This window comes from Rathayibacter sp. AY1C2 (genome assembly GCF_002931195.1).
Taxonomy (GTDB): Bacteria; Actinomycetota; Actinomycetes; order Actinomycetales; family Microbacteriaceae; genus Rathayibacter.
Genome location: NZ_PSWG01000026.1, coordinates 21,308 through 42,917, shown reverse-complemented (window position 1 = coordinate 42,917; position 21,610 = coordinate 21,308). Strand labels below are relative to the sequence as shown.

The following is a 21,610-nucleotide window of genomic DNA, read 5'->3' as shown; positions in this document are numbered from 1 at the left end:
ATCCACTTTAGACGGCATTCCGGGCGCGAGCGGAGCTGCGTGGCCCTACAGGACGGCGCGGCCGGCTATCGACGTAGCTCGGTGACGATTTCGGACACGACGGCGGCGATGCCGCGTAGCTCGTCGGGCTCGATTGTTCCGAGCGATCGGGCGGCGACGCGCTCGATGCCGAGCGAGCGCATGGTGCCGTCGAACCCGAGGCGGGCTTCCACGGCCTCGACCAGCTCGGGGTCGTCTCTGAGCAAGTAGTCGGGGTCGACGTCGAGTGCTTCGGCCACGGCGAAGAGCACTTCGACTCGTGGTGCCGAGGGGAGTTGCCCGGCCATGAGCAGGCCCCATTCCTGGCGATCGATCGAGGCCCCGCTGAGGAGAAGGATCTCGGAAATTCTGGTGCGGGAGGTAGTGGCGTCGAGGCCTCGTGAAGTGAAGACCAGTGAGAGACGACGCGCCAATTCGGCGGGACGTAGAGCGCTGGATTCCTCAGTCGGCATGGATTCGCCGTCTGTGACGTAGCTGACCAGTTCCTTAAAGGCTACTCGGCCCTGAAGCTGCTTCACGAGCGAGTCCAAATCGGCGTTCGTGGCGTGCGCGAGCGCGAGAAGAACAGGGACAGGCATGTCCCGTTCTCCCTTGATGTACCGAAGGACGGTCCGGTAGGGCAGGCCGGCTCGCTCAGCCGCGGCCTTCACGTTGAAACCGGCGTCGTAGATGGCGCTCTTGACGGCCTCGCCTATGACGGCATTGACGTTCGTTGAGTCCACCTCCACACCACGATTCTAGGTCGGCGGCTACCGACGTGCCGTCAGTGTAGACAGTCAGTGTCCCATTTGGGCATCTACGAGTGTCCAAACGGGCAGTTTGGGACTAGATTGTGATGAAGGCAACGAGGGGAACCAACGACATGAAGCACACGAAGCACACCGGCACCGGCCTCTGCGCCGCGATGGCCGCTGCGGCTGTGCTCGCATTGGCAGGGTGCTCGGGCGCTGCTCCCGAAACAGCACGAACTGCACCGACGCCGACCGCCCAGATCCCTTCTGCATCGGGCTCGACTGCGGCCAGCACGGCTGAGGCGACGCCGACTGCGGCCGCCGCTCCGGTCGACTCTGAGCCGGTTCCCGTTCCGGGAGTCGAGAACGACGCGCTTGCCCTCGCGGCCTCGGCAGTGACGGCGTTCTGCCGCCCGACGCTCGACTACGACACCTGGATCGCGGAGCTCTACCCGTTCCTGACTCAGCAAGCGGCGATCGCCTACGAGACGGTCGATCCGATGAACGTGCCCTGCACGTCGTTGACCGGCGATGCTCGGGTCCGGGACGGCGACGGCACGTTCACCATTCGCGTTCTGGTGCCCACCGACGCTGGGGACTACTCGGTCTACGTCCACCGTGCTGTAGAGACGGCGCCCTGGGGCGTCGAGCAGATCACCCCCCTGGCCTCGGAGTAGGCCGGTGCAGAAGGGGGGAATTGGGGTACTGGCGGCGGTTATGGTGCCGATCGTCACCGTGGCGCTACTGCTGTGGGTGCTGTTCTTCGGCGGATCGGCCGCGGCCGCATGCCTACCTGGTGGAGGCCCGGTCAACGTGTCCGCGATCCCGGCGGACGCGAAGGTCGGGGCCTACGGGCACGACCAGCTCGTGAACGCAGCACTGATCGTCAATGCAGGTGCAGCGAAGGGGCTCGGCGCGGACGGGCAGACGCTCGGTGTCCAGACGGCGATCGGGGAGTCCTCGCTGGTGAATATCACCTACGGCGACGGCGCGATCAACCCGGACGGATCGGTCGCTGACTCGATCGGCCTGTTCCAGCAGCAGTCGAGCTGGGGCACCGTCGAGCAGCGCATGGACCCGACGACCTCGGCGGGCTTCTTCTACGACCGCCTCGTGGCCGTCGAGGGCTGGCCGGCAATGGAGCCCTCCATCGCGATCAACAAGGTCCAGCGCAACGCCGACCCGAACCACTACACGAAGTACCGCGCCGACGCCGTGGCGATCATGACCTACCTGAACGGGCTCGGTAGCAGCACGACGGGGCCGGCGACGACCGGCGCACCGGTCAGTGTTCCGTCGACGCCGACCAGCACCACGCCTACGACGGCTGCGCCGGTCGGTGGATGCGTAGCCGTGTCCGGAGACGCGCAGGCCCTCGCCGCCGGACTCGTGACGGCGATGGACGAGGGGCGCCTGCGCCTACTCGAGGACCGCTACGCGCAGCAGATCCGCGACATGGCCGCCGGGACCGCCAAAGAGAACTGCGGCATCGACGTCCGGATCCTCCAGGTCATCACCATCGCGCTGAACACGTTCGGGAAGGTCGGCGTCTCCGACCTCAACCGACAGTGCACCGGCTCGCTCCTGGGCGCAGGCACCGGCTCCTCGCACTGGATCAATGGCGGCGGTCACGCGGTCGACTTCTTCTCCTTCGACGGCACGGCCACCACCGGCTGCGACCCCAACGCGCTGAAACTCCTCACCGTTCTGGACCCGCAGGTGCCCCAGGGCTCCCGGGCCGGCCAAATCCAGTGCCGCTCGACCAGCTACGAGCACATCACTCAGTTCACCGATACCCCGAACCACCTCCACTTCGACGTGGGGTTCGCGGACGGACCCCTCACCACCGGATAACCGGACCTCTTCGGCGTCGCGACCGCGACGTCGATCCCCCCAGCACCACCAACGAAACGGAGCACCTCATGTCCCTGCTCGCAGCGACGACCGACATCCTCACCACCGCAGGCGCGCTCGGCGCCGTCGTGCCCGACCCGGGACCCGGCGGCATGCCCCCCGGGTTCGAGGCCTTTACCACCGTCATGGGCTGGGCCAAGTGGGTCGGCCTCGGCGTCGCCGTCGTCGGCCTGATCATCCTCGGCGTCACCATGACCGTCTCCGCCCGCCGCGGCGAAGGCGGAGAGATCGGCGGCTGGCTCGGCCGCCTGCTCGTCGGCGTGATCATCGTGTCCGCCGCGTTCACGATCGTCGGCTTCCTCATGGGCGCGTAGCGTCCGGAGGAAACCGACCGCATCACCAACGAAAGGCACGACGTCATGAGCGACACGGAGTCCCGCAACCCGTTCACCAGTCGAGGATTCATCTTCGGAGCCATCATCTTCGGAGTCCTCGTGCTGGCGGCGATCCTCCTCGCGATTACGTCCCTGGGCGGAGGTGGCGGGCAGAGTGCTCCCGCCACCTCCGCGACGCCCGCCGTCACCGCCTCACCGGAAACCGACACCGCCGCAGCAAGCGTCTGCAACCTTCCCGGTTACGACGAGAGCGGAACGCTCTCGACGGCACCTGTCACCGACTGGACCATCGTCGGCACGATGGCCGCACCGTCGTCGGACACCGCCGGCCCCGGCGTGATCGGAGAGGACGGGCTGCGCAGCTGCTACGCGCACACCGTCGAAGGATCGCTCTTCTCGGTGGCGAACCTCTGGGCGATGGGAACGGATGGGCGCCTGGCCGACGCCGTTCTCGAGCGCCAGACCGCGCCTGGCGCTGGTCGCGATGCCGCGATCGCCGCGGACATTCCCCAGAGCAACACCGGAGGCAGTGTCCAGATCGTCGGCTTCCGCGTGAGCTCGTACACCGCGGACGAAGCCACGATCGACATCGCCTTCCGCTCTAACACCAATCAGCTCCTCAGCTTCCCCGCTCCCGTGACGTGGGTCGACGGCGACTGGAAGTCGGTGTTGACCGCTGACGGTCAGCCGCCGTTCCGTCCGACCGCACTCACCAGCTTGGGCGGCTATATCCCTTGGGCAGGTACCGAATGACAGTGACTCCACCCGCAGGCGAGCCCTGCGCAGCGTGGGACGTCGTGTGCTGGTCATCAGCAGGCATCGGCGAAGTCGTCTCGAAGGCGTCTAACGACGCCTTGCAGCAGTTCGTGAACAACATCTTGGAGGGCTTCGGCAAAGCGGTCGTCTCGCTCGGCACCCTCTGGGTGAACGTTCCCTCCCCGGTGACCGTGGTCGACCGGGGAGGCGGCGTTAACGGTGGCGGTACCCCGCCCCTGCCGGAAGCGTTCGAGACGATCCTCGGCTACGTGACGTGGGTCGCGGCGGGCCTCGCGGTCATGTCGCTCATCATCGCCGGCGTCATGATGAGCACCCGTCGCCGCCACGGCGACGGCGAGGCGCACATGGGACGCATCGGCGTCATCATCTTCGCCGTCTTCCTGCTCTCCTCCGCCTCAGCGCTCGTCACGGGGTTCCTACCCCTGGCGCTGCACCTCAACGAATCTTCGAGCGTCGTCGGCTGGGTGCAAGGGCAGCTCGAGTGGTACGCCGGAGGACTCGCGATCCTGTCGATCCTCGTCGCCGCCGGCCGCATGGTCTGGACGCAGCGTGCGGGCGAGTTGCGCACCCTCGCCCGGTCGGTACTGACGCTGATCGCCGTCGCCGGCGCGGGACTCGTCGTGATCCGTCTCGCCACGCAGGCAGGCGACGCCTTCTCGATCTGGATCCTCAACAACTCCACCGACTGCGACGTCACCAACGGTGAGAGCAACTGCTTCGGCACGAACATCTTCGCGATGATTTCGCTGACCGCAACGTCGGGTATCGGCCTCATCGGCTTGTTCCTCCTCGGCATCCTCGCCGTGCTCATGACCTACGTTCAGATCGCGCTCATGGTGTTCCGCGGCGCGATGCTCGTCGTCCTCGCCGGCATCTTCCCGATCGCTGCGGCCGCGACCAATACGGAAATCGGGCAGCAGTGGTTCAAGAAGACGATGGCCTGGACCCTCGCCTTCATCCTCTACAAGCCCGCCGCGGCGATCGTCTACGCGATCGCGTTCCGGATGACCGGCACTGATCTGTTCAAGTCGGACGGGACCGGGCTGTTCCAGATCGTCACGGGCCTCGCGCTGATGCTCATCGCGCTCGTGGCCCTGCCCGCGCTGATGCGCTTCCTCGTCCCCGCTGTCGCCTCGGTGGGCGGTGGCGGTGGCGGTGCAGGCCTCCTGCTCGGTGCGGCCGCGGCCGGTGGAGCGGCGGAGATTGCCAGCGGAGCAATCCGCTCGCGCAGCGGAGGCGACAGCGGCGGGGGCGGAGGGTCGCCCGGCGGCGGTGGCTTCGGCTCCGCACCGTCCGGCAGTAGCGCCTCCGCCGGCAGCAAGGGGTCACCCGCGGCGACTCCGGCCGCCTCCGGTGCAGGCGGCGGCGCAGCAGCAGGCGGTGGCGCAGCTGGCGGAGCTGCGGCCGGCGGTGGTGCGGCAGCGGGCGGTGCGGCGGCAGGCGGTGGTGCCGCAGCCGCGGCAGGAGGCCCGATCGGTGTCGGCCTTGCGGTGGCAGGGAAGGCCGCCGAAGGCGCGAAGCACGCAGCAGGGGCGGTCAAGGCCGCCACGGACGACGCCACTGGCGGCAACGGAAGCGGGAACTGATGAGCACGGCAACTCCTACGCGCAGCGCTGAGGCGCCGCGCACGTACGGCAACTGGCGTCGCCCGCAGACTGCGGGACTCGGCGGCCTCGGACAGCTCGCCACGGGCGTGCTGTTCGTCGGCATCCTCTCCTCGATCATCGCGTCGATGTTCTCCGGCCTCGTGGCCGCGCTGATCGTCGCCGCGATCTTCGGCGGGATCTTGCTGACGGTTTCGGTGAAGGACAAGCACGGGCAGAGCGCCCTCGGAAGGACGGTGAATCGCGTGAACTGGATGCGGACGAAGGCCAAGGGAGCGAACGTCTACCGTTCAGGTCCCGCGGGTCGGGCGAAATGGGGCACCTTCCAGCTCCCCGGACTCGCTGCGGCGTCGCAGCTCTCCGAGCACGAGGACTCGCACGGGCGCCGATTCGCTCTCGTGCACGTCCCCTCCACCAAGCACTACACCGTCGTAATCGCTACCGAGCCGGACGGCGCCGCGCTGGTGGATCAGGAGCAGGTCAACAACCAGGTCGCGGAGTACGGCATTTGGCTCTCCAACCTTGGAGACGAGCCCGGCATCGAGGCCGCCTCCGTCACCGTCGAGACGGCCCCCGACACCGGTACGCGCCTGCGCTCGGAGGTCGAGGGGTCGATGGACCCGGATGCGCCGGAGTTCGCTCGAGCGATGCTCTCGGAGGTCGTGAGCAGCTACCCGGTCGGGTCTGCCACGATCCGCGCCTACGTCGCGATCACCTTCTCTTCCCTGTCTCGCATCGGCGGGAAGCGCCGCAACGCGAAGGAGGTCGCCGCCGACCTCGCCGCCCGCCTGCCCGGCCTGACGACGAGCCTTGCCGCGACAGGGGCCGGCGCTGCCCGGCCGCTCGGTGCTCAGGAGCTGTGCGAGGTGATCCGGATCGCCTACGACCCCGCCGCCGCCGTCCTGATCGATGAGGCCCGCGCCTCCGGGGACGTGCCCGAGCTGTCGTGGACGGACGTCGGCCCCGCGGCCGCGGAGTCCCGGTGGGAGTCGTACCGGCACGACGGCGCCGTGTCGACGTCGTGGACGATGACCTCCCCGCCGCGCGGAGTCGTGCAGTCCGGGATCCTCGCGCGCCTGCTCGCGCCGCACCGCGACGTCGCTCGCAAGCGCGTCACCCTGCTCTACCGCCCCATCGACCCGGCCCGCGCCGCGGCGATCGTGGAGGCGGACCTGAACGCGGCGCAGTTCAACAGCTCCGCGTCGACCAAGCCCACCGCCCGCTCGACCCTCTCCACCCGCTCCGCCCAGGCGACCGCGGCGGAGGAGGCCTCCGGTGCTGGCCTGCTCAACTTCGGCCTAATCGTCACCGCGACGACCACCGACGCTGTGCACGAAGCGGACGCCCGCGCGGCGATCGACTCGCTGACCGCCGCGGCGCGTCTTCGGGTGCGGCCGGCGTTCGGGTCGCAGGACACCGTTTTCGCTGCGGGTCTGCCGCTGGGGCTCGTGCTCCCGCGTCACCTGCGCCTGCCCACCGAAGTGAGGGAGTCCCTGTGAGCCTGATCACCCGCCTGTTCTCCTCGAACAGCGACAACGAGCTCGAGCCCGGCGAGGACGTCCTGCCGGACGGAGCGGTCACCGCCGCGCACGGCGATACGACGGGGGAGGAGCTGACCGGCGACGGCCTGCCCACCGGTGCCGTGTCGTCCTCGGCAGAGCCCGGCACCGACACGACGGCACCCTCGCGGCGGGCTGCGCGCGGGCAGGGCGAAGCTCCAGCCCCGGTAGCAGCGGTCGCTCAGCGCCCGACGCTCACCAGAGAGCGCACCACCCCGCGCACCCGACGCCGAGAGGGGAAGAAGATCGAGATCCCGCACGGCGGGAAGAAGAAGAGCCAGGGGACGGCGCTGCGCCGTCCTCTGCGCCCGAGCATCCGCGGATGGCTCGGTCGCGGCGGTGGTGAAGCCGTCAACGTCACGGCCGCAGACGAGTTCCGCGGGACGACCGTGCAGGTGTGCGGGCTGTACCCGTTCTCGGTCGGGACGGGTACGCCGATGATCGGGGTGCCGCTGGGGAAGAACCTCTCCACCGGCGCCTCCGTCTGCTGCGACCCGATCAGCTGGTTCCAGCGCGCAAACCTCATCAGCAACCCGTCGATGTTCGTGCTCGGCAAGCCCGGCCTGGGGAAGTCCTCGCTGACCCGCCGCATGGCCGCCGGCCTCGCCGGGTACGGCACGATCCCGCTCGTGCTGGGCGACCTCAAGCCGGACTACGTGGATCTGATCGAAGCTCTCGACGGGCAGGTGATCCCTCTTGGCCGTGGCCGCGGGTACCTGAACATCCTCGATCCCGGTGAGGCGTCGGAGGCGGCGCAGCGCCTGCGTGACGAGGCCGACCGCTCGCTCGAGCGGGCCGACGAGCTCGCGCACCAGGTCGACGCGCTCGGCGTCTCCGACGACACCGCGGCGATGATCGCGGAGGTCGGTCGGCTGCGCAAGCACGCCGCGAAGGTGCAGCGCCTCGCGCACCAGGTCCTCGCGGACGCCCACGGCCGCCGGCACACGATGGTCGCAGCGCTGCTGACGATCCTCCGCTCCCAGCCGCCGAGCGACCGTGAAGAGACGATCATCGACCGGGCGCTGAAGTACCTGGACGAGCACCACCAGGGCGTGCCGGTCCTCGCGGACCTGCTGCGCGTGATCCAGGAGGCGCCGGACGAAGTTCGTCAGGTCGCGTTGGACCGCGGCAACATCGAGAAGTACAAGGACGTCACCGAGAACCTCGAAGCCTCCCTCATCGGCCTCACCACCGGTGGACGCCTGGGCGAGGTGTTCTCGAAGCAGACGACCACGCCGATGCGCCGGGACCGGCCCGTCGTCTACGACGTGTCCTCGATCGACGACTCCGAAGGCGACCTCCAGGCCGCGATCCTCCTCGCCTGCTGGTCCGCCGGCTTCGGGACCGTCAACGTCGCGGCCGCCCTCGCGGACGCGGAGCTCGAACCGCAGCGGCACTACTTCGTGATCCTGGACGAGCTGTGGCGGGCGCTGCGCGCGGGTAAGGGCATGGTCGATCGCGTCGACGCGCTCACCCGCCTGAACCGTGCGCGCGGCGTCGGCCTGGCGATGATCAGCCACACCATGTCCGACCTCCTCGCACTGGCCTCCTCGGAGGATCAGATGAAGGCGAAGGGCTTCGTGGAACGCTCCGGCATGGTCATCTGCGGCGGCCTCCCCGGTGCTGAGATGCCGCTGCTGACCTCGGCGGTGCCGATGTCGATCGCGGAACAGGGGATGCTCACCTCCTGGCAGGACCCGCCCGCCTGGGACCCCGTGTCCGGGCACGAGTCCGAGCCTCCCGGCCGCGGCCGCTTCCTGATCAAGGTCGGCGGACGTCCCGGTATCCCGGTGCGCGTCGAGCTGACCGCAGCAGAGAAGGAGGTCAACGACACCAACAAGCTCTGGCACGCGACCTCCCGCGCCGGCCGCGCAGCGGAGCCACTGCCCACCGATCCCGTGAACGTCGAGATCCTGCCGTGAGCGTCCTCGTCGCACTCGGCGCGAGCTGCGTCGCGGCCGGCGCCGCCGGCGCCGCGATCATCAACGCGATCCGAGCCCGTCAGCGGACGGCAGACCGCGATCGGTTCCTGCTCACCCTCTGCTGGACCGGCGTCGGGCTCATGGCGAGCTTCGTCGCCTGGGACCAGTGGGACCGGGTGATCGCGTGAGCTGCCCGTCGACGCTCGCCTTCGAGGGCTACCGCTGGACCTGCCAGCGGTCCGCCCCGGGGGAGCACGGCTTCCACACGACCGACCTCCCCGTCTCCTTCGCGGAGCGGGGCCTCGCGGTCCTCTCCTGGGGGACCTCGCACCAAGCACCCGCCAACGACTGCACCCCGCGGTGGGCCGGCCCGATCTACACGGAGGAGTCCGCATGAGCGCCACCGCCAACAACCGCCGCCGCGAGCCTGGCAAGGCCAATAACGACGCCCTGATGCTCGGCGCAGCCCTCGCGGCGATCGCTGCGATCGGCATCGTCTGGGTGGCCGTCGCGGTCGGTTCCAAGCTCGACGGCGTGAACGAGGGCCTGCCCTCGGACCCGTTTGAAATCATCTCGGGCCTGTTCCGCGGCCAAGTGGTGTGGTCGACGTCCGCAACGATGATCGCCGCGGCCGCCGTCGCCGTCATCGTCCTCGTGGGCCTCTGGCTCGTGTGGATGCGCTCGCTCGGACGGAAGAACCGCTCAAGCGTCGACCACGCCGCCCGCTACATGGCGACCCCGCGCGACCTGGCGCCGATGATGCGCAAGGAGGCGTTGAAGAAGTCCGCCCGCCTCGGCGTCGCTGAGAACCCCGGCGTCCCGGTGGGCCGGCTGCACCTGGGGAAGCAGATGCTCTACGCCTCGTTCGAGGACATGATGCTGCTGATCGCCGGCCCCCGCGTGGGCAAGTCGACCTCCCTCGTCATTCCCGCGATCATGGCTGCGCCCGGCGCCGTGGTCACGACGTCGAACAAGCGCGACGTGCTCGACGCGACCCGCGACGTCCGCGCCGCCAAGGGTCACGTGTGGGTCTTCGACCCCCAGCGCGTCGCGTTCGAGGACGCGACATGGTGGTGGAACCCCCTCTCTTACGTCACCGACGACACCAAGGCCGCGAAGCTCGCGACGCACTTCGCCTCCGGCACCCGGGCGATGAACGCGAAGACCGACGCCTACTTCGACGGCAAGGGCCAAGAGCTGCTGTCCGACCTGCTGCTCGCGGCCGCGGCAGGCAACCGGCCGATCAGCGACGTGCTGCTCTGGCTGACCTCCGTCGAGGACGAAACCCCCGTCGAGCTCCTGCACGACAACGGCTACCCGACCAACGCGCGAGCTGTCCGCGGCATCATGAACACCGCCGACAAGGCCCGCGACGGGATCTACTCGACCGCGCAGGGCATGGCGGTGTGCTTGAAGAGCGCCGCGACCGCCGACTGGGTGAACGCCCGCCCGAACGACACCCGTCCGCAGTTCGTCCCGGAGACGTTCGTCACGTCGACCCAGACGCTGTACTCGCTGTCCAAGGAGGGCGCCGGCACCGCCGGCCCGCTCGTCACCGCCCTGACCGCCGCGACGATCGAGGCCGCGGAGGAGCACGCCGCGCGATCCCGCGGCGGGCGCCTCGCGACGCCGCTCGTCGCCGTTCTCGATGAGGCCGCGAACGTCTGCCGGTGGAAGGACCTCCCCGACCTGTATTCCCACTACGGATCGCGCGGGATCCCGATCATGGCCGTGTTCCAGTCCTGGTCCCAGGGCGTCGGCGTGTTCGGCAAGGAGGGCATGCTCAAGCTCTGGTCCGCCGCGAACGTGAAGCTGTACGCCGGCGGAGTCGCGGAAGACGAGTTCCTGCGCACCCTCTCCGAGCTGATCGGCACCTACGACAAGGAGACCACCTCCGCCAGCTACAACAAAGGTGTGCGCTCCACCACCTCGGCGCTGCGGCGAGAGAAGATCCTCGAAGTCGCGGACCTCACCAGCATGGGCCGCGGACGGGCGATCATGCTCTCCTCCGGAGCCCGCGCGGCGCTGGTCGACACGGTGCCCTGGTACAACGGGCCGAAGGAGCAGGTCGCCGCGATCAACGCCTCCATCGCCGCCCACGACGCCAGCAGCGGACCGGCGAACGCTGCACCCGTCTCGCCTGTCGTGACGGTGATGCCTCCGCTCGAGGATCAGCCTGCGGCGGACGTCGACGCGGAGCAGAACGCGACTCTCCGGGGCGAGCGATGAGCGACGAGGATCTGTTCGACGTCGACACGGATCCCGTCACGCTGCACCCCGTCGAGGAGGAGGTGGACGAGGAGGAGGTGCCTGCGACGTACTTCGGATCTGCCGACGAGTGGGTCAGGAAGTTCCTCCGGCCCTCCTATCGACGCCGGGTGACGGCCAAGGGCCAGGCCGCCGGCGATCGGTGGGCGGCTGAGTGGTGGAGCAGCGTCGAGGCGCTGACCCGCATCGAAGCCCTCTGGCGGATGTGGGAAGAGATCCGCACCAGCGCCGGCTCCCTGAGCGCCTACTGGATCAATCACCTCGACCCGCACATGCGAGTCCTGCTCTCGCCCAGCGGCCCGTTCGCGACGTCGACAGACGAGAACCGGCCGGGCGACATGCTTCCCTACACAGCCCCTCCGACCGGGATGTTTCCCGAGGACGCACAGGGCTGAGGACGACGGACAGAGAAGGGCCCGCGACACCAACCGGTGTCGCGGGCCCTTCTCTGTTCCAGCGTCAGCGACCTGGTTCGGACCGCTCGATCTGAGCACCCTGGCCACGCGCGCCTCGCGTCGAGGGGACGCGAGTGCGCTTCGTGGCCTCCGCGCCGCGCGCAGGAGTGGCGAAGGAGGCGTCGACGGTCATCCGCGCGTTGACCTGCTCCTCGGGAACGTTCTGAGCCTGCATCGATGCTGCGGTGTGTGCTCGCCGCTCGGCACTGTCGTACGCAAGCTCTCCTTCGGAGCGTGCCGCGGCCGCACGCCCCTCCTGAGCGGGTGCGGGAGCGTCGGGGGCACTCTGCTGGCCGCTGTCGTCTCGGTAGAGCGCGACCTGGGCACGAGCGTCCTCAGCGAGGCTACGCAGCTCCTCAGGGCTCTGCGTGGGTGTCCCGCCGGCCTCCGCGTCTCGGTCGTACTGAGCAGCTTGCTGCTCGAGCTCATCGGCGCGACGCTCGCCGTCGACGGGGATCTCGACGGACGTGTTCTGGGATGCGTCGTTGGCGCGGTCGAGGCGGTCGGCCTCCGTGACCATCACCTGAGCTTCGGTGACGTCGCGCTGCGACTGTGCCCGCTCGGCATCCGCTGCGTCGACGGCAGAGCCGCCGGTCTGGTCCGTGCGCCACTCCTGCACGAGAGCGGCGCGGGCGGCTTCGGCAACGGCCGGGTCTGCGGGCTGCACCCGTCCGTCGTCATCGAAGGCGACGGCCGTCTCGACGCGGTAGTCCTGGTAGCCGACCGGATCGTTGGCGCGCTTCCACTCCTCCGCAAGGCTTACGTGCATCGCGGGAATGTCGCCTGCGACCGCTGCGCGGTAGTCCTCGATGAGAGCACGCTCGGCCGAAAGATTGGGCTCTCGGGCGTCTCCGACAGGCATGGTGAGACGGTCCTCGTCGTGCCGGTGGTACCCCTCGGGTGCGGCGGTAGTGGCCCACTGCTTCGCGAGGTCCAGCTCGGTCGGGGTGTCGCGGGCGATGCCCTGCAGCGTGGCGACGTCGACGCCGTAGCGCTCCTTCGCCTCGGACGCGATCAGGGCGCTGGCGGACGCGATCTGCGGGTCCGCGTCCTTCCACGCCGCGGCCGTCTCAGCGACGCGGGCGACGTCATGCACGGTCGCCTGATCCCACCACTGGGGATCGTTGACGACTGTCACGGCCTGCCGTGCAGACGCCCGCTCAGCCTCGTAGCGGGCTGCGAGCTCGCGCGCCTCGATCGCGCTGCGCTGCTGAGCCTCACGCATCGCCTCCTGGTACGCGCGAGCCAGCTTCTCGCCCAGCTGGACCGCGATTGTGAGCGCGATCCGTGCGGACGAGTTGATGGACTCCTCCACGCCTCCGTCGTCGTCAGCCATAGTGATGCCTCCCCTTCACTCGTGTAGGTCTAGCGGTCGCGTCCGTCGCGCTCGCGCGGCTCAGCGCCGCGCTGCGGGGCAGCGATAGATGTGGCGTCCGGCGCAGCCTTGGTGAGCTTCGTCGGCACCGGGCTCCCGGTCGCGAAACTCGCCTGCACTGTCTCGCGTGCGCGACGGGTGTCCTCGGGCAGAGCATCCCAGGCGTTTTTCTGGATCTGCGCGTTGTAGCCCTCGTGAACCGCCTTCAACTGGTTCCGGATCGTCCCCGCGAGCTCCTGGGTGCGTCGCGCGTCGCCAGCGGCCTTGTGGGCGTCCATAATCGCCCGCGTGGTGCGCACGATCTGGCGCAGCAACATCGCCTCCTCGGCGGCCTTGTTGCGCTTCCCGGCTGTCGCGAGGATCAGCATCGTCGTGCCGGCCATCGACGGCATCGCGGTCGGCCGCGGCGTCGACTCGTGCGCGCGCAGGTGCGCGGATCGGGCGAGCTGGCGCGACGCTTCGGCCAGCGGTCCGGGAGTCGGCTCGAGGCGCCGCGACCACGCTGCGTACGCCCCGGATGCTTCTCGTGCAGCGTGAGCCCACGTCGCCCGATCGGACGGGTCGACGGTGCTCAGGTAGTCGTGGAGCCGGGTCATGTCCTCGGCGTAGGTTGAGTACAAGTCACTCGACAGCTCGGCCTCCTCGCGGCCAGGCTTCACCGGCTCGTACCGCCACGGGTTTTTCGCGGTGGCGCGCCACTCGTCCACGGCTGCCTGGGCAGTCTGTGGCTCGTCCGGCCAGCCCTTCCGCAACTCCGGAAGGGTCAGGTCGCGAGCGAGGCGCCCACCGCCGTGCCAGACGACCGGCGCTCCCTTGTCGGGGCGCAGCGCGACGGAGTAGCCGGCGACAACGTCGTCTCGACCGGCGGCGTAGCGGGGGCGGATGAGCACCCCGGCCTGGCGCATTCGACGCACGAACTCACCCTCGTCCGCGGAACTGGTCGCGGCTGAGCGGACGGCGCGTTCGAGTCGGTGTGCGTCGACCTCGACGGCGCCTCGTCGGCGTGCAGCTTCACGCTCGCCGGGGACGACTCCGCGCTCACCAAGCTCGCGCTCCGGAGCGTGCAAAGGCTGTAGGTCGAAGTCGCGTTCCAGCTCACGGCTGACCTTCTGGGCGAGGCGCTTGTCGTAGGGGATGTACGCCTTCGTGCCGTCCTCGCGCACTCGGGAGACGGCGATGTGGATGTGATCGTTGCCGTTCTTCGAGAGACCATGCCGCACGGCGACCCACCGACAGTCGGCCTTGCCGATGTCCTCGCCAGCGAACCCCATTCGGCGCACGAACTCGGTGGCGATCTGGCCCCACTTCTCGTCGCTCAACTGCCCCTCCTCGGCTTTCAGCGAGAGGGAGCAGTGCCACACGTCGGCGTCGACCTTCTCGGTGACCGGCTTCCCGGTACGGGAGTCGATCATCAGCTCACCGGTGGTCGGGTCGGTGACCTTCTCCGCGCGCTGCACGGTGACGCCGAATGCCTCCTTGGGGAGGTTCAGATCGCGCGCGACAGCGAGCGCGGCGGCGTGGTCGAGGACGCTCTCTCCGTGCATCGCCATGATCGCGCCGTTGCCGGCGATGAGGTGCTGTTCGGTGTGCTCGTTCGAGCGCCCCTCGCCCGCAAGGTAGGTCATCAGGCCGTCCATGCGGCCGCCGTAGGTGACGTTCGGAATCACAGGCCGGCCACCCGACGAACGGCGTCGCGAATCTCGGGAGCGAGCTTCTGGAACTCGCGGTAGATCGCCGCAGCCTCGTCAGGGAATCGGCCCTCGGTGTTCGCGAACTTGGCGAGCTGGTTGACGTTGTTCGTCAGGTTCTCGAGGCGAGAGTTCACGGAGAACAGCTCGGCGACAGCCTGCTTCCACTCCGTGTCGGTCCGCACCTGGGCGTTCATCGCGGACTCGAAGAGCAGCCGGGGAACCGTGACGCTCTGGACGACCGCCCGAGCCTCAAGCTGCACCCGCTCCTCGTCGGTGACGTAGACGCGATACGGCTTGTCCCGCTTCTCGTCTCCCTCGACGTTCGCTCGCCGCTTACGGCTGAACAACGCACGACCGCGATCTTCGCTCATCGGCGTGTCCTTCCTGTCCTTCGGCCCAGCGCAGCGAACCCGCCAAATCGGCGGGGACCATACGACCAGTATGCCCCCGGCCGGCGCGCAGCGCCAGGTCGGCAAGCGAGTTACCGGCGGTAAGTCGACAGCTTGCTCCACAAACCGGCCGTGCCCGAGCGTAGCGAAGGAGCACGAAGCCGGACCGCGAGCGGCACTCCGCGGCGGTAGAACTGGGCCTCCGAAACGGAGACGTAATCGCGCCTTTCAGATGCCCATTTGGGCATGTACCCTGACGGCATGAGCGACAACACCAGAAACCCAGAGGACGCGGCTGACGCTGCGCGCCGCCTCCTCGAATCGACTGTCGAAAAGCGCGTCGATGCCGTCCGAACGATCGTTACCGCCGCGAACGACACGGACGCTGCTCGGACCGCTCTCGCTGACGCGCAGAACCGTCACGCAAAGGCCTGGGCTGAGGCGCTGGCGTCGGGATGGTCAGAGAAGGAACTCCGCGCAGCAGGAGTGCCGCGGCCTGACCAGCCGCGAGCGCGCGTCACCCGCTCTCGACGGTCGACTACTGCTGACGCCCCCGCCGCCGAGTTGACGGAGAACAACGGCGCGGAGTCGATGGAGAACGTGGCATGACCAACCACGCCTCCGCTGCTTTGCACGCGCAGGTCCGCTCGTGGGCGGAGGGTTCAAACCCTCTCGCCGCGGCCGTCGAACTTCTCATCCGGTCGCGTCTCGTCTACGCCGGTGCGCCGTGGATCAAGACCGACAACGCCTGGCAGACGAGCGCCGTCGACTTCGACCGCCTCGCCTACGAAATCGGAGCGCTCAGTGGAGGCGAGCAGCGCATCGCGCGGATCGCCTCGTCTCTCGGCCAGGGAGTCCCGGTCGACCTCCGCGAGGACGTCGCCGGCCTCGACCTGGCGCACACTCGATTGGTCCTCGCGGCGATCGCACACGGGGCCGGACTCGGAGAGCCCGGCACGACGATCCAGACCGTCGACGGAGTGCCGACGATCGTTCACTACGACGCTCTGGCGACGTGGCCGAACGAGTAATTTGATCGTGCACGACAACCCCCCTCGTCGCTGTGGAGGCCCCCGCTAGAGCATTCATGCTCGCGGGGGCTTCTCCGTTCCCACGACAAGCGCGCCGGCTGCGGTCCGGCCGTCCATCCGACGCTTCACTCTTGCCTGCGCCGATCGACCGTCAAGAGCGCTGCGCGTCCCTTCGGGATGCCCCTGCGGGGCACTCCTGACGGCCGCCCGTCTCCGGCATCGCGCCGCTTATCGGATGGATGGCCTCGGTGCGTGCTCAGCCCCGAGAGCGCAACTCCGCAGCGCGCGCGGCCAGCTCCTCGCGGACCTCGGCGGCGGCGCGCTTGCGGGCCATCTCGCGGTCCCGAGCTGCACGCTCGAACTCGCGCTGATCGGCCTTCATCTTCGCGATGATCCGGTCCACCTCGTCTTGGTCGATGCTCGCAAGTCGGGCGGCCTCGGCCGCTCGCTCCGCAGCGGCCCGAGCACGGTCGGCGTCGCGCTGCGCAGCAGCGACCCGGCGCGCGGTGTCGAGCTGCGAGTGCTCGGTGATGACCCGGCGGATGACCCACCCGTAGAACCCGAGCGCGTTGCGGCTCGTGAACGTCTCCGGGACACGGCGACCGTCGCGAGACAGCCAGGCGTTCATGGCGAACATCAGCCCTTCGACGCTCCACTCGGAGACGTCGATACCTGTGCGGTCGAGCATCCCGACGACGTGCCCGATGTGCACTCCACGGGCGAGCCACGGGATGCGATGAGCCAGCGCAGCAGCGAAGCGCTGCAACTCGATCGATCTGGGAACCGCCGGCCGACCGGTCGAGCTGCGTTTTGCATCACTCCGTCGCCTCGGCTGCCGCGAAGCGGCTCCTGAGCGCGGTTCACCGCGCGTTGGTGAGTGTCTTTTAACTGGGGCTGTAGATGTAAGTGGGCGCCTACGGGGTAGCTGGACATTCTCCACAGAACCGAAAGATTCGCCCGTCCGTGACGTCGGTGCAGGCAAGGTCGCCGGCGTGGGACGCGGCATGATCAGCGCCCTCGTGGAGGCCATGCGGAGCTGTCGGCCGCCGTGCGCCGCGTGCGCCGCGTTCCGCTCAGCGCGGGTCAGGTAGCGGCCGTCGAGAACCGTCGCGGCGAAGCCCAGCGACTCCATCAGCGCACGGGCCCGCTGCACCGTCTTGCCGCACATGCCCAGCGCGGCCGCGACCGTCTCGTGTGCCGTCGTCACACCGCGCCCGGTGTCGACGTCGGCCGCCAGCCAGTCGGCGCGAGCGACGCGCAGCAGCGTGTCCGGAGCGACACGTGCAGCGCGGCGCAGCTCCTCCCCCGGCGACGTCCCCAGCGCGTCCATCAGCGCGTCGAACCAGTGCGCTCCGGACGTCCACGCCGGAAGCGGACCGTACGCGCCTGGCGCCGGCTCGGGGCTCCATGAGCTCGCTCGAGAACTGTTCGGCCGCGACGCGGCTGCCTGTGGCGTCTCAGGTGCACAATCGACCGACTCCTCCCCTGAAAAAAGGGTGGGTCGGGTGTGCACGGAGACGGACTCCGCTGTTACGATGTGGGCATTCCTTCCGGGTACGTTCCGGGTGGGTACACCGAAGGCCCGGCTGGATACCGGTTCTTGGGTGGGACTGCTTCACACCTCTGAGTCGCCAAACTGTGCGAGGTGGGAAGCCAAGGCTTCTAGGCCCGTCGCGAGAGCGGCGGGCCTAATGCGTTAACGGGTGTCGATGGGCAGCTCCTCCTCGAGGAGAGTCGGCTGTGCAGGCCACCAGGACGGAATTCCTTCGTCGGTCAGCTCGCTCTGAACGTGCTCGACCAGGCGCTCGAAGAACACCGCAGCCGACACGTTCGCGCGCAGCGCCATGACATTGAAGTCGTCGCGAGCCTGGCGCTCGACGGTCCAGGCGACGTTGGTGGGATCCACCATCGTTCCTCGGGGACGCCGCGTCGAAGCCATGCGTTTAACGTAGGGCTGTGGCTGTGATTAACGCGATCCGACACGCCGCATCAAGTGACCATTTGGGCACTCAGTCTTTCCGCTCTCCCTCGGGGAGCGGAAGGGTGACGTCGACGGCGCGCAACTCTGTCATGTTCGAGCGCTCGACCGCGCGGTAGACCGTTGAGCGCGTCACCCCGAACTGCTCCGAGAGCTCGGCCACGGTGTAGTTGCCCGAGCGGTACTCCGCCACAAGGTGTGCCTCGATCTTCGGGGAGAGCTTCGGCTGGCGGCCGCGCAGGCGCCCCTTCGCCTTCGCGATCTGCATCCCCTCGCGCGTGCGCGACCGGATCAGGTCGCCCTCGAACTCCGCGATCATCGCAAGCACGTTGAACAGCAGCCGGCCCATCGGGTCAGTCGGGTCGTGCAGCGACCCGCCGATGTTCAACCGCACTCCCCTGCGGGTCAGCTCGTCCACGATGTCGCGCGCATCCGTAATCGACCGCGCGAGCCGGTCGAGCTTCGTCACGAACAGGGTCGAGCCGGTGTCGCACGCGGCCAGGGCCTCGCGCAGCGCGGGCCGCTCACGGTTGGACCCTGTGAGGCCGGCGTCGACGTAGATCCGATCCGCCGGCACCCCCACAGCGCGCAGCGCGTCACGCTGCGCCTGCGCGTCCTGCTTGTCCGTCGAGACCCGGGCGTATCCGATCAGCTCAGCCATCTGACCAGTATCCCGTTTGACGCCCCCCTACCGAACAAATCATCGGACGGGTCTAACGGGACACTCAGCGCCGCGGGTTTTCGCGGCGCTCGGTGTCGCGTCTGCGTGTACCGGTGAACGATCCCCATACGGGACCAGTAGCATGGCGTCGCGAGCACCTGCGCTGGTACGCTCCCCACCATTCGACCTACTCGAGGGGCAGCACGATGCAGACGCTTCGCAACACCGTGTTTACCGTGACGGTCGCAGGGATCGTCGCCGGCTTCCTTGCTGTGGGTGCGGTGGCTACCGGGATCACCAGCGAGAAGCCTGCCGCGGGAAACCCCGAGCCGGTTGCCTACTCCGAGCCGAGCTGGACCGACACCAGCACGCTCATCATCGGCGGTTACGAGACACCTTCTCCTGAAATGATCGCGACCACTCCCCCGCTCTCCGAAGAGTGACGACGGCACCTGCCGACGATCCGGCTCGCTGCGAGCCGGGGGCATTCTCGTGACGTGGGAGCAATGGACGTTCTCGCTCGGAGCGATCCCCGTGTGGCTCATCGTCCTCAGGAACGTGCTGTGGAGATTCGGCTGCACGAACTCCGGGAGCAAGATCCTTTTCGCCTTCGGCCTCGGAGCGTGCCTGCTGTGCATCGCCCTCGCTGTGATCTGGCAGGTCCACGCCGCGAACGCCGACTGGGCTCCACCCCGGGACGACCAGAACGAAGTTGGCGGCCTCATCCTCTGGACTCTCTACTGGAATGCGGTGGCTGGCTTCTTCACCGCACTCGGCATCCGAGTCACCGACATCCTGATCATCGAACGGACGCGGCGGATCTCCGCCACCGTCGCCCCTGACGCAGCGTGAGGAGCAGGACATCTGGTAAGCGATCCCCCAGCGAAACAGTCGGGGGGCGCCAATGCTGTCGACTCGAGAACGCGTCACTCGCGCGCCTAGGGCGCGTACTCCTGTGACCAGTAATCGGCCCGGACCTCGAGGAGGGGTCCGTCGATAGCGGAACTCACCGTGATGGTGCGCGGGTCCCAGAGTGTTCCTGCGATGCGCGCTTGCGGCGTCGTTCCGAGCTCGCTCGACAGCTGCTCGGGAGTCATCGCGTCGGGCGGGCGCACCGAGAGCAGCCGCCAGCACCCACCGGAGGCGCACTCGACAGTCTCACTGACGAGCTCGCTCCCGTCTGGAAGGTCGACGGCCGAAGCCGCCGGCACGTCCCCCTCGGTCCTGAATACGGCCAGACCGGCGTAGTGCACGAGAGCACAGAGGGCGGCTGCAGCCGCGATCGTCGTTCCCGCGATGACGAAAGGGCGTCCGCGCTTTCGGGGCTCATCCATAGGCCCGGACACTAGCAAGCTGCTGTAGCCCCTAGCTGACCTCTGCGGAGGAAATCGCGAGCACTCCATCCGGTCGCCCCAACCGCACGACCAAGGGAAGAGCGGGGACGTCGCTTACCCTGAGCTGGTGGGGACATTCTCGAAGGCGCGAAAAACGGTCGCGATCGCAGCATGCCTGATCGTCGTCACGGGATGCACGCCACAGCCTGAACCGCCGGCTCCGCCTCCGGTGTCCACAGACAGCAGCTCCGACGCCGCACTGACCGGTGACCTTGGCGTGGCAACGTTCACGGGCAGCAATGGGACGGCCGGCACCATCCGTTTGAGTGCGGCTGACGGCCGGCTGGCTCTGGCATCAGACGAGCTAGAGATTCCCGCCGCGACCACATCTTCCTCAGGTTTCGTCGCGGTCATGGCGGCGCTGAGTCCGGTCGATGCGACGACCACCTGTTTCGACGTCGACTTCCCGATGCGTCTCGCGGATGGGGAGTCAGGGAAGCCCTACAAGGCGTGGCGGAACCTCGCAGAGTTCCGCGGCGATCCAACAGCGATCGATCAGCTCGTCATCACCACCAAACCGCAGAACGATTCCGACTGCTCGATGAAGATCATTGCTGTCGCTGACGTCCAATGGAGCGTGAAGCCTCAACGCAGCGATCTCGTAGCCAAGGACGCCGGCCCACGTGCAGCAGCGCGTGGCGAGACGACATCGACGGACGGAACGCCGACGTCGTACACGGTCGCCCGCAATGACCTCGCAGAGGACGTCGCGGCACGATTCGGCATGACGGCCGATGACCTGTTCTACCTCAACCCGTTCCGCTTCCCTTCAGACGAGATTCTGCGCGTCGGTGAGAAACTGAACCTCGCCGTCGCTACGCGATGACCTCCCGGCGGGGCACTCGCACGCGCGATGGCCTAAGCGGCTCGACCGGTCACAGGAGCGACCGAGGACCCCGGAGCTGACCCCGCCCGAACTCGCTCTCCACCGTGGAGCCGCTGCGTCAGAGGGCAGCCAAAGAGGTCGTGGGGGTCCCGGTGGGCGATCCCCTTACGGGACGCCCTCTAACCCGTTCCCGTACGGGACGATGCGAGCGCTAGTCTCCTCGCCGTGATCATTGATCTAGAGCCCGGCGACGCGCGGTGGGCGGCCGCTCTTCTCGTCCTCCGCGAGCTGCGCCCCCATCTCACTGACGAACTGCTCGAGCTGGTACTGCGAGAAGGCGCGCCCCAAGGTCTCCGCTTCACCGCCCTACTGCAAGACGATCGCTGCGTGGCTGTCGCCGGCTGGCGAGTAGTCGTCAACACGAGCGCCATCAGGAAGCTCTACGTCGATGACCTCTCCACCGCCGCCGCCGAGCGATCCCACGGTCACGGCGCGGCACTCCTAGCCGCCCTAGCGGAGCGAGGCCGGGAACTGGGGTGCAGCGCGATCGAGCTCGACTCCGGCGTGCAACGCTTCGAGGCGCATCGCTTCTACCTACGCGAACGGATGGACATCACCGCCCATCACTTCGCTCGACGGCTCGACCAGTAAGTGCAACGGG

The 21,610-nt window shown here is 68.5% G+C and carries 25 protein-coding genes; 17 read left to right on the top strand and 8 right to left on the bottom strand.

The window, feature by feature from the left end:
• Positions 1-65 precede the first annotated feature (65 nt).
• Positions 66-767, bottom strand: coding sequence for a helix-turn-helix transcriptional regulator (locus C5C55_RS14785; protein WP_104234434.1), 702 nt, complete (start codon positions 765-767; stop codon positions 66-68).
• 134 nt (positions 768-901) lie between these two features.
• Between C5C55_RS14785 and C5C55_RS16400 the strand changes: the two genes are divergently transcribed.
• From C5C55_RS16400 to C5C55_RS14725, 11 genes are all read left to right on the top strand, one after another.
• Entirely contained in the window at positions 902-1,447 is a 546-nt protein-coding gene (locus C5C55_RS16400) for a hypothetical protein (RefSeq protein ID WP_146079342.1), read from the top strand.
• A 58-nt stretch (positions 1,448-1,505) separates the two neighbouring features.
• Positions 1,506-2,624 (top strand): hypothetical protein, encoded by a 1,119-nt coding sequence (locus C5C55_RS14775; RefSeq protein WP_258065705.1) that lies wholly within the window; start codon positions 1,506-1,508, stop codon positions 2,622-2,624.
• Positions 2,625-2,692: 68 nt separating this feature from the next.
• Positions 2,693-2,998 (top strand): hypothetical protein, encoded by a 306-nt coding sequence (locus C5C55_RS14770; RefSeq protein ID WP_104234431.1) that lies wholly within the window; start codon positions 2,693-2,695, stop codon positions 2,996-2,998.
• A gap of 45 nt (positions 2,999-3,043) precedes the next feature.
• Positions 3,044-3,772 carry a hypothetical protein gene (locus tag C5C55_RS14765; RefSeq protein WP_104234430.1) on the top strand — a complete coding sequence of 243 codons (729 nt, stop codon included), beginning with the start codon at positions 3,044-3,046 and terminating at the stop codon, positions 3,770-3,772.
• 2 nt (positions 3,773-3,774) lie between these two features.
• Positions 3,775-5,382 (top strand): hypothetical protein, encoded by a 1,608-nt coding sequence (locus tag C5C55_RS14760; protein WP_146079341.1) that lies wholly within the window; start codon positions 3,775-3,777, stop codon positions 5,380-5,382.
• Positions 5,382-6,899 carry an SCO6880 family protein gene (locus C5C55_RS14755; protein WP_181028841.1) on the top strand — a complete coding sequence of 506 codons (1,518 nt, stop codon included), beginning with the start codon at positions 5,382-5,384 and terminating at the stop codon, positions 6,897-6,899. Before C5C55_RS14760 ends, C5C55_RS14755 begins: the two co-directional genes overlap by 1 nt.
• Positions 6,900-7,273: 374 nt before the next feature.
• Positions 7,274-8,881, top strand: coding sequence for an ATP/GTP-binding protein (locus C5C55_RS16775; protein ID WP_208323109.1), 1,608 nt, complete (start codon positions 7,274-7,276; stop codon positions 8,879-8,881).
• Positions 8,878-9,069, top strand: a complete 192-nt coding sequence (locus C5C55_RS14740) for a hypothetical protein (protein ID WP_104234428.1) — start codon at positions 8,878-8,880, stop codon at positions 9,067-9,069. The genes C5C55_RS16775 and C5C55_RS14740 overlap by 4 nt, the downstream gene beginning before the upstream one ends.
• On the top strand, positions 9,066-9,278 hold the full coding sequence (locus C5C55_RS14735; RefSeq protein WP_104234427.1) for a hypothetical protein: 213 nt from the start codon (positions 9,066-9,068) through the stop codon (positions 9,276-9,278). The genes C5C55_RS14740 and C5C55_RS14735 overlap by 4 nt, the downstream gene beginning before the upstream one ends.
• Positions 9,275-11,110: a type IV secretory system conjugative DNA transfer family protein gene (locus C5C55_RS14730; protein WP_104234426.1), complete on the top strand. Its 1,836-nt coding sequence runs from the start codon at positions 9,275-9,277 to the stop codon at positions 11,108-11,110. Before C5C55_RS14735 ends, C5C55_RS14730 begins: the two co-directional genes overlap by 4 nt.
• Positions 11,107-11,544 carry a DUF4913 domain-containing protein gene (locus C5C55_RS14725; protein WP_104234425.1) on the top strand — a complete coding sequence of 146 codons (438 nt, stop codon included), beginning with the start codon at positions 11,107-11,109 and terminating at the stop codon, positions 11,542-11,544. The genes C5C55_RS14730 and C5C55_RS14725 overlap by 4 nt, the downstream gene beginning before the upstream one ends.
• A 64-nt stretch (positions 11,545-11,608) precedes the next feature.
• On the opposite strand, the gene C5C55_RS14720 is transcribed toward C5C55_RS14725, so the two are convergent.
• Genes C5C55_RS14720 through C5C55_RS14710 form a run of 3 tightly spaced genes read right to left on the bottom strand, consistent with a single transcriptional unit; the run spans position 11,609 to position 15,041 of the window.
• On the bottom strand, positions 11,609-12,940 hold the full coding sequence (locus tag C5C55_RS14720) for a hypothetical protein (RefSeq protein WP_104234424.1): 1,332 nt from the start codon (positions 12,938-12,940) through the stop codon (positions 11,609-11,611).
• 29 nt (positions 12,941-12,969) lie between these two features.
• Complete coding sequence (locus C5C55_RS14715) at positions 12,970-14,646, bottom strand: relaxase/mobilization nuclease domain-containing protein (protein WP_104234423.1); 1,677 nt, start codon at positions 14,644-14,646, stop codon at positions 12,970-12,972.
• Complete coding sequence (locus C5C55_RS14710; protein WP_146079340.1) at positions 14,643-15,041, bottom strand: plasmid mobilization relaxosome protein MobC; 399 nt, start codon at positions 15,039-15,041, stop codon at positions 14,643-14,645. The genes C5C55_RS14715 and C5C55_RS14710 overlap by 4 nt, the downstream gene beginning before the upstream one ends.
• 279 nt (positions 15,042-15,320) lie before the next feature.
• Here C5C55_RS14710 and C5C55_RS16395 point away from each other — a divergent pair, with 279 nt between their 5' ends.
• Positions 15,321-15,668 (top strand): hypothetical protein, encoded by a 348-nt coding sequence (locus C5C55_RS16395; RefSeq protein ID WP_146079339.1) that lies wholly within the window; start codon positions 15,321-15,323, stop codon positions 15,666-15,668.
• Positions 15,665-16,090: a hypothetical protein gene (locus C5C55_RS14705; protein WP_104258229.1), complete on the top strand. Its 426-nt coding sequence runs from the start codon at positions 15,665-15,667 to the stop codon at positions 16,088-16,090. Before C5C55_RS16395 ends, C5C55_RS14705 begins: the two co-directional genes overlap by 4 nt.
• Before the next feature lie 256 nt (positions 16,091-16,346).
• Here C5C55_RS14705 and C5C55_RS16390 read toward each other — a convergent pair whose 3' ends face one another.
• From C5C55_RS16390 to C5C55_RS14690, 3 genes are all read right to left on the bottom strand, one after another.
• The gene (locus C5C55_RS16390; RefSeq protein ID WP_146079338.1) at positions 16,347-17,420 is read right to left on the bottom strand and encodes a hypothetical protein; all 1,074 of its coding nucleotides are present in this window, start codon (positions 17,418-17,420) and stop codon (positions 16,347-16,349) included.
• Between the two features lie 366 nt (positions 17,421-17,786).
• Positions 17,787-17,999, bottom strand: a complete 213-nt coding sequence (locus tag C5C55_RS14695; RefSeq protein WP_258061513.1) for a hypothetical protein — start codon at positions 17,997-17,999, stop codon at positions 17,787-17,789.
• A 100-nt stretch (positions 18,000-18,099) separates the two neighbouring features.
• Positions 18,100-18,729 carry a recombinase family protein gene (locus C5C55_RS14690; RefSeq protein WP_104234418.1) on the bottom strand — a complete coding sequence of 210 codons (630 nt, stop codon included), beginning with the start codon at positions 18,727-18,729 and terminating at the stop codon, positions 18,100-18,102.
• 206 nt (positions 18,730-18,935) lie between these two features.
• On the opposite strand from C5C55_RS14690, the gene C5C55_RS14685 reads away from it, so the two are divergent.
• Both C5C55_RS14685 and C5C55_RS14680 read left to right on the top strand, forming a co-directional pair.
• Complete coding sequence (locus C5C55_RS14685) at positions 18,936-19,172, top strand: hypothetical protein (protein WP_104234417.1); 237 nt, start codon at positions 18,936-18,938, stop codon at positions 19,170-19,172.
• 91 nt (positions 19,173-19,263) lie between these two features.
• Positions 19,264-19,581, top strand: coding sequence for a hypothetical protein (locus tag C5C55_RS14680; protein ID WP_146080962.1), 318 nt, complete (start codon positions 19,264-19,266; stop codon positions 19,579-19,581).
• Between the two features lie 86 nt (positions 19,582-19,667).
• Here C5C55_RS14680 and C5C55_RS14675 read toward each other — a convergent pair whose 3' ends face one another.
• Positions 19,668-20,063 (bottom strand): hypothetical protein, encoded by a 396-nt coding sequence (locus C5C55_RS14675; RefSeq protein WP_146079336.1) that lies wholly within the window; start codon positions 20,061-20,063, stop codon positions 19,668-19,670.
• Positions 20,064-20,190: 127 nt separating this feature from the next.
• Here C5C55_RS14675 and C5C55_RS14670 point away from each other — a divergent pair, with 127 nt between their 5' ends.
• The gene (locus C5C55_RS14670; protein WP_146079335.1) at positions 20,191-20,949 is read left to right on the top strand and encodes a LysM domain-containing protein; all 759 of its coding nucleotides are present in this window, start codon (positions 20,191-20,193) and stop codon (positions 20,947-20,949) included.
• A 225-nt stretch (positions 20,950-21,174) separates the two neighbouring features.
• Positions 21,175-21,600: a GNAT family N-acetyltransferase gene (locus tag C5C55_RS14665; RefSeq protein WP_104234413.1), complete on the top strand. Its 426-nt coding sequence runs from the start codon at positions 21,175-21,177 to the stop codon at positions 21,598-21,600.
• Positions 21,601-21,610: the final 10 nt, after the last annotated feature.